Genomic DNA, 8,200 nt, shown 5'->3' on the forward strand with positions numbered 1-8,200 from the left:
TGCTCGCTGCTGGCCGCCTGTTCGGTGCCTGCTGGCGCCGGCTTCGCTTCGGCGGCGGGCGCCTGGGCGGGTGCTTGCGCGGCGGCAGGGCTGGCGGGGCGGGCCGCCGGTGCCGGTGCTTGCGCCATATTGCGGCTGGCCTGGCGTTGTTCGATCTGGCGGTTCAGGGTGCGCTGGAAGTCGCCCGCCGCGCCGCTGGTGGACGGCTGGCTGCGGTTGGCGGCGCCCGGCGTGGCGTTCGGCGAGACAATCTGGGAAATCGGGGTTGGCTGGGTTTGCATGATACTGCCTCAGTGTTGCTTAGCGTTTGTAATAGGCTTGTCGCGCCGCGTGCTCATCCATTGCCTTCTGGTCGCGCTTGTTTTCCAGCTTCAGCGCCTGTTCCTGCGCCCGGTTGTTCAGGGTGGTGTACGACATGCGCTTGCGTTCGGCATCCTGCCAGCGCAGTTTTTCATTCTCGCTGCGCGCCTGCGCATGGTTGACCACCTGCTGCTGGCCCATGATGGCGCTGTCGAGCTTGACCATGAAGGCCTGGAAATTGCGGTAGGCCATGGGCGTAATGCCGCTGCTCATGGTGGTCTCGAAGCGCTTGGCATAGTCGTCGCGGTAGCCGGACAGCATGTCGAGCTTCTGGCGGCAATCGTCGAGCGCTTTCAGGGCCGCGCCCAGGCGCTTGGCGCAGTCATCCGTTTCGCGCTGGGCAAGGTCGATCAGGGTTGCAAGTTGGGAAGGAGAAGCCATGGCTGATTATATTCCCGCTATGCAAGCCCTAATCAGTCGAATAGAGCGGTAAGTTGCCCCAAGCTCTCGTCCATGCTGACCCGCTCCGTGATCTGCTGTTGCAAAAATGCTTCGATCTTTTCATGCAGGGCGATGGCCTGGTCCAGCACGGGGTCGGTGCCGGCGCTGTAGGCGCCCACGCTGATCAGGTCGCGGCTGCGTTCATAGCGCGAATACAGCTGTTTCAGCTTGCGCGCCTGCTGCTGGTGTTCATGCGTGGTGATCGAGTGGGCGGCGCGCGAAATCGATTGCTCGATGTCGATGGCCGGGTAGTGGCCCGCCTCGGCCAGGCGCCGGTTCAGCACGATATGTCCGTCGAGAATCGCGCGCGCCGAGTCGGCGATCGGGTCCTGCTGGTCGTCGCCCTCCGTCAGCACGGTGTAGAACGCCGTGATCGAGCCGCCGCCTTCCTCGCCATTGCCGGCCCGTTCCACCAGCACGGGCAGCTTGGCGAAGACGGACGGCGGATAGCCCTTGGTGGCGGGCGGCTCGCCGATGGCCAGGGCGATTTCGCGCTGCGCCATGGCATAGCGGGTCAGCGAATCCATGATCAGCAGCACGTTTTGGCCCTGGTCGCGGAAGTGCTCGGCAATCGCCGTCGCATACGCGGCGCCCTGCAGGCGCATCAGCGGCGGCGTGTCGGCCGGCGCCGCCACGACGACGGAGCGGGCCAGGCCCTCGGCGCCGAGGATCTGCTCGATGAATTCTTTTACCTCGCGGCCCCGTTCGCCGATCAGGCCGACGACGATCACGTCCGCCTCCGTATAGCGGGCCATCATGCCCAGCAGCACGCTCTTGCCCACGCCGGAACCGGCGAACAGGCCCATGCGCTGGCCCCGGCCCACGGTCAGCATGGCATTGATCGAGCGTACGCCCACGTCCAGGGTGTCGACGATGGGCGCACGGCCCAGGGGGTTGGCGGGGCGTACGTTGATGGGAGCGCTGTCCACCGTGTGCAACGGACCGAGCTGGTCGAGCGGGCGGCCCGCGCCATCGAGCACGCGGCCCAGCAGTTGCGGGCCCACGGGCAGGTGGCGCGCGCGGTCGCTGGGGCGGCGGCGCGGGTGCGCCACGCTGCCGGGGCGGGGGATGGCCGGTTCGACGGAAAACACGCGCGTGCCGGGCACGATGCCCTCGACATCGCTTTGCGGCATCAAAAACAGGCGTTCGCCTTCAAAGCCCACGACTTCCGCCTCGACCCGGCCGCCATTCGGCAGGGGCACGGTGCAGGCGGCGCCCACGGCCAGGCGCAGGCCCACCGCTTCCATCACCAGGCCCGCCACCCGCGTGACCCGGCCCGATATCTGCATCGGTTCGACAAAGCCGACCACGGCCGTACAGTCGCTCAGGTAGGCGCGCCAGCGCGCCGCATGGGCAGTGGGGCCTTTGACGGATTCGCTCACGGCGCCAGCCAGTCCAGGTCCTTGCCCAGCGCATGCGTCAGGCGGTGCCAGCGGGTGGATGTCTGCGCGTCGATCTGGTTGCTGGCCGTGTCGATCTTGCAACCGCCGCGTTCCACGCTGGGGTCTTCGATGAGGCGCCAGCCGCCCTTGTCGAGTTCGTCACCGATGCCGTCGCGCACCACTTGCGCATCGTCGGGATTGAGCATCAGCAAGGCCGGTTGTTGCAGCACGGGCAGGTATTCGATGGCTTCGCGCACCATCGGCAGCATCAGTTCGGGGCGCACGGGCAAGGCCGTCTTCAGCATGCCCTTGGCCAGTTGCAGGGCCAGTTCCATCACGTCGTTGGCGATCAGTTCGTCGGCCTGGTGCACGGCCGTGCCGAAATCGACGGCGATGGTTTGCAGGTGCGCCAGTTCCACGGCGGAGGCCGCCTTGCCTTCCGCATACGACTGGGCATGGCCGTCCGCGTGTCCTGCCGCATGGCCTTCCGCATAGCCGGCCGCGCGGCCTTCCTCGAAGGCGGTGGCGCGCGCTTCCTCGCGGATGGCGTCGAGTTCTTCCTGCGTCGGATACTCGAGCGGCGGCGCCAGCTCTTCCTCGTGCAGCTCGCCGTAGGGATCGGCTTCCCGGTCGATCTCGGGTTCGGGGTCCGGCTCCAGCAGCTTGCGCGCCGCCACCACGCTGGGGCGCTCGTCGCCAAACGAGGTCATTTCCCAGCGCTGGTAGGCCGTTTGCTGCTCTTTGGGAATCAAATTAGACAAACGAATCCTCGCCTTTTCCGCCTAAGACAATCTGCCCTTCGTCCGCCAGGCGGCGCACGATCTGCAGGATCTGTTTCTGCTGCGATTCCACTTCCGACAGGCGCACGGGGCCTTTCGATTCCAGGTCTTCGCGCATCATCTCGCCGGCACGCTGCGACATGTTCTTGAAGATCTTGTCGCGCAGCTCCTGCGAGGCGCCTTTCAGGGCGATGATCAGCATTTCCGACTGCACTTCGCGCAGCAGCAGCTGGATGCCGCGGTCGTCGATATCGATCACGTTGTCGAACACGAACATTTCGTCCATGATCTTTTGCGCCATGTCATTGTCGTAGTTCTTGATATTGTCCATGACGGAGCCTTCCTGCTCGCCGCTCATGAAGTTCAGGATCTCGGCCGCGGCGCGCACGCCGCCCAGCGACGATTTCTTGATGTTTTCGTTACCGGACAGCAGTTTCGTCAGCACGTCGTTGAGTTCGCGCAAGGCGGCCGGCTGCACGCCGTCCAGGGTGGCGATGCGCAAGACCACATCGTTGCGCAGGCGGTCCGTGAAGTGGCCGAGGATTTCGCAGGCCTGGTCGCGTTCCAGGTGGACGAGGATGGTGGCGATGATCTGCGGGTGCTCGTTGCGGATCAGCTCGGACACGGATTGCGAATCCATCCATTTCAGCGATTCGATGCCGGACGCATCCTTGCCGCCCAGGATGCGCGACAGCAGCACGGACGCCTTGTCGTCGCCCAGCGCCTTGGTCAGCACCTGGCGGATGTATTCGTCCGAATCGAGGCCGACGGTGGAATTGAGCTCCGTCTGCGCGCGGAAGTCGTCGAGCACCTCGACCACCTGTTCGTGCGCGATGCCCTTCATGGTGGCCATGGCGGCGCCCAGCTTCAGCACTTCGCGGGGGCCAAGGAATTTCATCACTTCGGCCGCTTCGCTCTCGCCCAGTGCCAGCATCAGGATCGATGCTTTTTGCAATCCCGTTGTCTCAGTCATTATTGCCTATCCATGCTTTGATTACGTTGGCCACCACGCGTGGGTCTTCCTGCGCCAGCTTTCTGGCCATCGCCAGGTTTTCGCGGTAGCCGCGGGCCGTGTCTTCTTCCAGCTCTTCCAGTTCGGCTTCGCTGAGCAGGACTTCGTTTTCTTCGCCATCCTTGCTCAGTTCCGGCTCGACGACGGGCGGCGGGGCGCCGAAATCGTCGATCTTGCGCATCACGGGACGCAGCATGGGGCGCACGATCTTGATGAAGATATACAGCAGGATCAGGGCCGTGATGAGGAATTTCGCCAGTTCCTTGGCCAGCGGCAAGTTAGCCGGGTCGCGCCACCATTCGAGCTTGCCTTCGGGCGCGCGGTCGATGCCGTCGAACGGCGAGTTGGCCACGCTGAAGCTGTCGCCGCGCTCCTTGTTGTAGCCCATCGCTTCCTTGACCAGATTGTTGATCTGGACCATTTCTGCAGGGGAAATCGGCTTGACCGTGACCTTGCCATCCTTGTCGAAGCTGCGGCGGTAGTTGACGACGACGGCCACCGACAGGCGGCGCAAGCCGCCCATGGATTTCTGCTCGTAGCGCACGGTCTTGTCAACTTCATAATTCGTCGTCGATTCCTTCTGGGTTGGTGCCGTCGGCGCGCCGCCCGGGGCGCCGGGCGCCTCGGCCGTCAGCGGCGCCGTGGCCACGCCTGGCGGCTGGTTCGACAGGGCGCCCGGCACGCCGGAGGGGTTGGCATTGCCGGCGCCCGTCGATTCGCTCGTTTGCTGGCTGCGGATGGTGGATGCTTCCGGCGGCGAATTCGGCTTGTAGGTTTCGGCCGCCTGTTCGCTTTGCGAGAAATCCACGTCGGCCGTCGCTTCGGCGCGCACATTGCCTTCGCCGACGATGGGCAGCAGGATCGATTCGACCTGCTTGATCACGCTTTGCTGCAGCTGCTGCACGTACTTCAGCTGGTTCGGGTCCAGGCTCTTGATGCCGTTGGCGCGGTCCTTGTCCTTTTCCTGGTTCGACAGCAGGGTGCCGGCCTGGTCGACGACGGTGACATTGATCGGCAGCAATTCCGGCACGCTGGACGCCACCAGGTGCACGATGGCGCTTACCTGCAATTGGTCCAGGCCGCGGCCAGGATGCAGGTTCAGCAGCACGGACGCCGTGGGTTTTTGCTGTTCGCGCACGAAGACGGACGGTTTGGGCAAGGCCAGGTGGACACGCGCCGTATCGACGGCGGACACCGATTCGATCGATTTGGCCAGTTCGCCTTCCAGCGCGCGCTGGAAATTGACCTGTTCCAGGAATTGCGACACGCCCAGCTTCTGGTTTTCCATCAGCTCGAAACCCACGTTGCCGCCCTTCGGCAAGCCTTGCGCGGCCAGTTTCAGGCGCGCATCGTGGACTTGTTCGGATGGCACGAGAATGGCGCCGCCGCCCTCGGAAAACTTGTGCTTGATACCCAGCTGGTCCAGCGAAGCCGTGATGGCGCCGCCGTCGCGGTCCGTGTAGTTGGAGAATAGCACCTTGTACTCGGGCGGCTGGTTCCACATGTACAGGGCCACGCCGATGGCAATCAGTGCCGCCACGCCCAGGCCGCGCAGGAAATTCTTGCCCATCGGCGTCTTGGCGAACGCTTGCACGGACTCCACGGGCGAGCGGGCAGGCGCCGGTTCCGGCGGTATGCGGTTCACATCGATTTCTTCGGCTACAGCCATGATTGCCTTCCGGGGCGCGTATGTTTGCTAATGAGTGGGGGCCGCTTCCACTGGAGGAGGGGGCGATATGCAGAATTATCCGCCACTGTCACGCGCTTCAATCGTCCAAATAGAAGGCGCTTTTGCCGCCTGCTCGGCCGAGCGGCTGGCGTTGGCGCTGGTATTGTGGAACCCTGGCAACATGTGACGGAAGTTATTGTACCCGTCGTTGCCTTGCAAGCCAGAGTTTTGTTCTCTGGGGGCAACAGGCAGGAATAGACCAGAATCGGGAGGCAAAGTGAAAACAGGCGGTATCGATAGCAGCAGGATCGAGGCGATGATCGCGCAACTGAAGTCGGCGGCCACGCGGCCGGAGGCGAAAATACCGGCGATCCAGACCGAGGCTCCGGCAGCCAAGGTGAATTTCGCCGATGCCTTCAAGAGCGCGCTCGATTCCGTGAGCAGTTCGCAAAAGGAATCGTCGGCCATGGGCCAGCGCTTTACCATGGGCGACGAAAAGGTCAGCCTGTCGGACGTGATGGTATCGATGCAAAAGTCCAGCATCGAATTCCAGGCGACGGTGCAGGTGCGGAATAAATTGGTTTCTGCATATCATGAGATCATGAATATGCAAGTTTGATACAGGTAAGTGTATTGGTATGTCACGAACGCCTTACAAACCGTAGCGAGCGGAAGCCAGTTGTGGCCGAGAAGCGGAACTGTACTCTAGTACAGTGAGCATCGCAGGCCGCAAATGGCGACGCGCAGTAGGTTTGTAAGGTGTTAACCTAACCCCGCCATGCGTGCGTTGCGCTCGCGTTCGAGACGCGTGATATAGCGCTGCACGTGCGCCAGCATGCTGCGCGGCAGGTCGACGAACTGGCAGCCCAGGCGGCGGTTCAGCTTGTTGTTCAGCAAGGTCATGTCCAGCGAGTTGCGGATTTGCAAGGTGGCGGTGACGATGCCCACATCGGGCAAGTCGATGCGGCAGCCCGGATAGTCGCGGCCGATGGTTTCGCCCAGCATCAGTTTATTGTCCAGGATGGCGATGCCGCCGCAGCTGATGTCGGCCAGCGGGAACAGGGTGTCGGCGCCGCCCAGCGCGGGCGGCAGGGGAATCGAGACGCGCACGGGATTGCTCACGGGCGTGGTCATGCGGTAGTACTCGCGCCGCTGCAAGCGGATCAATGTTTCCGGAATGGCAATTTTCAAGGCGGGCGTGCCCTCGTAATGGCACTCTTCCACCAGGGCGCTGCTGAACAGGATGCGGATCTTGTCGAGCGACGTTTCAAACGAGATGCCGGTGGCGGCCACCATGCGGCGGTTCTGGTCGGCGTTCACGGAACGGTCGAGGATGACGGTATCGCGCTCCGCATCGACTTCCAGGATGGAGGTGACGCACACATCGGATTCACCGTGGATCAGCATGCGGATCAGCTGGTTCTTTTCACCTATGCTGCGCAGCAAGGCGATGATTTCCCGCCGCGATTCCACTTCAAAGTCATGCCAGTTTTCGAGGCCGGAATCCATAATATGTGCTTGCATTGATGCCTGTCTATGTATCGGTGAGGTTGACGCTGGTGTCGGGCGGCGGCGGGATGGGCCCGCCATTCGCAGATTCAATATGATATAACCAGGCCAGCAGTTCCGCAATCGCCCGATACAGGCCGGGCGGAATCTGGCGGTCCAGGTCGACATCCATCAGCAGCGCCACCAATTCCTTCGATTCATGCACGAAGACGCCGTGTTCGCGCGCCGTGCTGATGATCTGGTCCGCGATCAGGCCGCTGCCCTTGGCCACCACCTTGGGTGCCGGCGTGCCGCTCTGGTAGGCCAGGGCGACGGCCGTCTGCGGCACCTTGCGCTTGCTGTCGTCAAGCATCGCCGTCTGCTCCTGGCGCCGCTGCCGGCGACTCTTCCGCGTCCGGCTTGCCGGCAATGCTCAGCGACGACAATGGCCAGCCGGCCGCGTCCAGCGACGCTTCCAGTCGCGGGGCATGCTGGCGCAAGGTGTCGGCGCTGCCTTCGCTGCCAGCTTGCAGCTGGATGTGCACGCGGCCGCCCTGCAAGACCACGTGCGCGGCCAGGTCGCCCAGCAGGGGAAACTGGAAGCGCACGTTGCTGCGCCAGGCCGTCGCTTCCTCGTCGCCGTCGCGGCCGTCGGGCTGCTGTCCTTCCGGCGCATCCTTGCTGATATCCCACTGCATCTTCTGGCCAGGCCAGGCTTCGCCCTGCCATTGCACGCGCGCCTGTTCGTGCGTGTGCAGCTGCAAATTGATCAGCTGCGCCGAGGCCAGGTCGGTGCCTGTCCTGGCCGTTTCGCCCGGCTGGGCCTTCTGCATCTGCGGTTCCAGCAGCAGCGAAGCCAGCGGCCGCTTGCCTTCGGCCCATTCCGCCACATGCGATTCATAGAACAGGCCGCTGCTTCCCACCGCGTCGCGCAGCTTCTGCGCCACCTGGGCGGGGTTGGCGCCCGGCGCGGCCGTCAGCGGCGTCTTGCCGACCAGCGCCAGGGGCGCGCCGGGCGCGCTTTCCGCCTGGCTGAGCACGCTGCTGATGGCGCGCGCGGTGGTGCTCA

Annotated in this window: 11 protein-coding genes; 1 reads left to right on the forward strand and 10 read right to left on the reverse strand. The window is 63.9% G+C overall.

Annotated elements, in window-relative coordinates:
• The 7 genes from GCN74_RS29030 to GCN74_RS29605 all read right to left on the reverse strand — a co-directional run.
• On the reverse strand, positions 1-281 hold a 281-nt coding region (locus GCN74_RS29030), incomplete at its 3' end, for a hypothetical protein (protein WP_226939267.1).
• A 19-nt stretch (positions 282-300) separates the two neighbouring features.
• The gene (gene fliJ / locus GCN74_RS27685) at positions 301-741 is read right to left on the reverse strand and encodes a flagellar export protein FliJ (RefSeq protein WP_152259634.1); all 441 of its coding nucleotides are present in this window, start codon (positions 739-741) and stop codon (positions 301-303) included.
• A gap of 32 nt (positions 742-773) precedes the next feature.
• Positions 774-2,090, reverse strand: a complete 1,317-nt coding sequence (fliI, locus tag GCN74_RS27690; RefSeq protein ID WP_226939268.1) for a flagellar protein export ATPase FliI — start codon at positions 2,088-2,090, stop codon at positions 774-776.
• 89 nt (positions 2,091-2,179) lie between these two features.
• Positions 2,180-2,893 carry a flagellar assembly protein FliH gene (locus GCN74_RS27695; protein WP_152259640.1) on the reverse strand — a complete coding sequence of 238 codons (714 nt, stop codon included), beginning with the start codon at positions 2,891-2,893 and terminating at the stop codon, positions 2,180-2,182.
• Positions 2,894-2,936: 43 nt separating this feature from the next.
• Positions 2,937-3,935 carry a flagellar motor switch protein FliG gene (gene fliG / locus GCN74_RS27700; RefSeq protein ID WP_034787109.1) on the reverse strand — a complete coding sequence of 333 codons (999 nt, stop codon included), beginning with the start codon at positions 3,933-3,935 and terminating at the stop codon, positions 2,937-2,939.
• Positions 3,928-5,643: a flagellar basal-body MS-ring/collar protein FliF gene (gene fliF / locus GCN74_RS27705; protein ID WP_152259635.1), complete on the reverse strand. Its 1,716-nt coding sequence runs from the start codon at positions 5,641-5,643 to the stop codon at positions 3,928-3,930. The genes fliG and fliF overlap by 8 nt, the downstream gene beginning before the upstream one ends.
• 75 nt (positions 5,644-5,718) lie before the next feature.
• The gene (locus GCN74_RS29605; RefSeq protein ID WP_264372913.1) at positions 5,719-6,111 is read right to left on the reverse strand and encodes a hypothetical protein; all 393 of its coding nucleotides are present in this window, start codon (positions 6,109-6,111) and stop codon (positions 5,719-5,721) included.
• Between GCN74_RS29605 and fliE the strand changes: the two genes are divergently transcribed.
• Positions 6,014-6,262, forward strand: a complete 249-nt coding sequence (fliE, locus tag GCN74_RS27710) for a flagellar hook-basal body complex protein FliE (protein ID WP_264372564.1) — start codon at positions 6,014-6,016, stop codon at positions 6,260-6,262. The two genes, GCN74_RS29605 and fliE, sit on opposite strands and share 98 nt — an antisense overlap.
• A gap of 143 nt (positions 6,263-6,405) precedes the next feature.
• Here fliE and GCN74_RS27715 read toward each other — a convergent pair whose 3' ends face one another.
• The 3 genes from GCN74_RS27715 to GCN74_RS27725 all read right to left on the reverse strand — a co-directional run.
• Positions 6,406-7,152, reverse strand: coding sequence for a flagellar brake protein (locus GCN74_RS27715; protein ID WP_152259637.1), 747 nt, complete (start codon positions 7,150-7,152; stop codon positions 6,406-6,408).
• Positions 7,153-7,177: 25 nt separating this feature from the next.
• Complete coding sequence (locus GCN74_RS27720; protein ID WP_152259638.1) at positions 7,178-7,504, reverse strand: EscU/YscU/HrcU family type III secretion system export apparatus switch protein; 327 nt, start codon at positions 7,502-7,504, stop codon at positions 7,178-7,180.
• Positions 7,497-8,200, reverse strand: a 704-nt coding sequence (locus GCN74_RS27725; RefSeq protein ID WP_193317299.1) for a flagellar hook-length control protein FliK, incomplete at its 5' end; no start/stop codon positions are given. The genes GCN74_RS27720 and GCN74_RS27725, both read right to left, overlap by 8 nt.

It is taken from the genome of Janthinobacterium sp. FT14W (assembly GCF_009208755.1).
In the GTDB taxonomy this organism is placed as follows: domain Bacteria; phylum Pseudomonadota; class Gammaproteobacteria; order Burkholderiales; family Burkholderiaceae_D; genus Janthinobacterium; species Janthinobacterium violaceinigrum.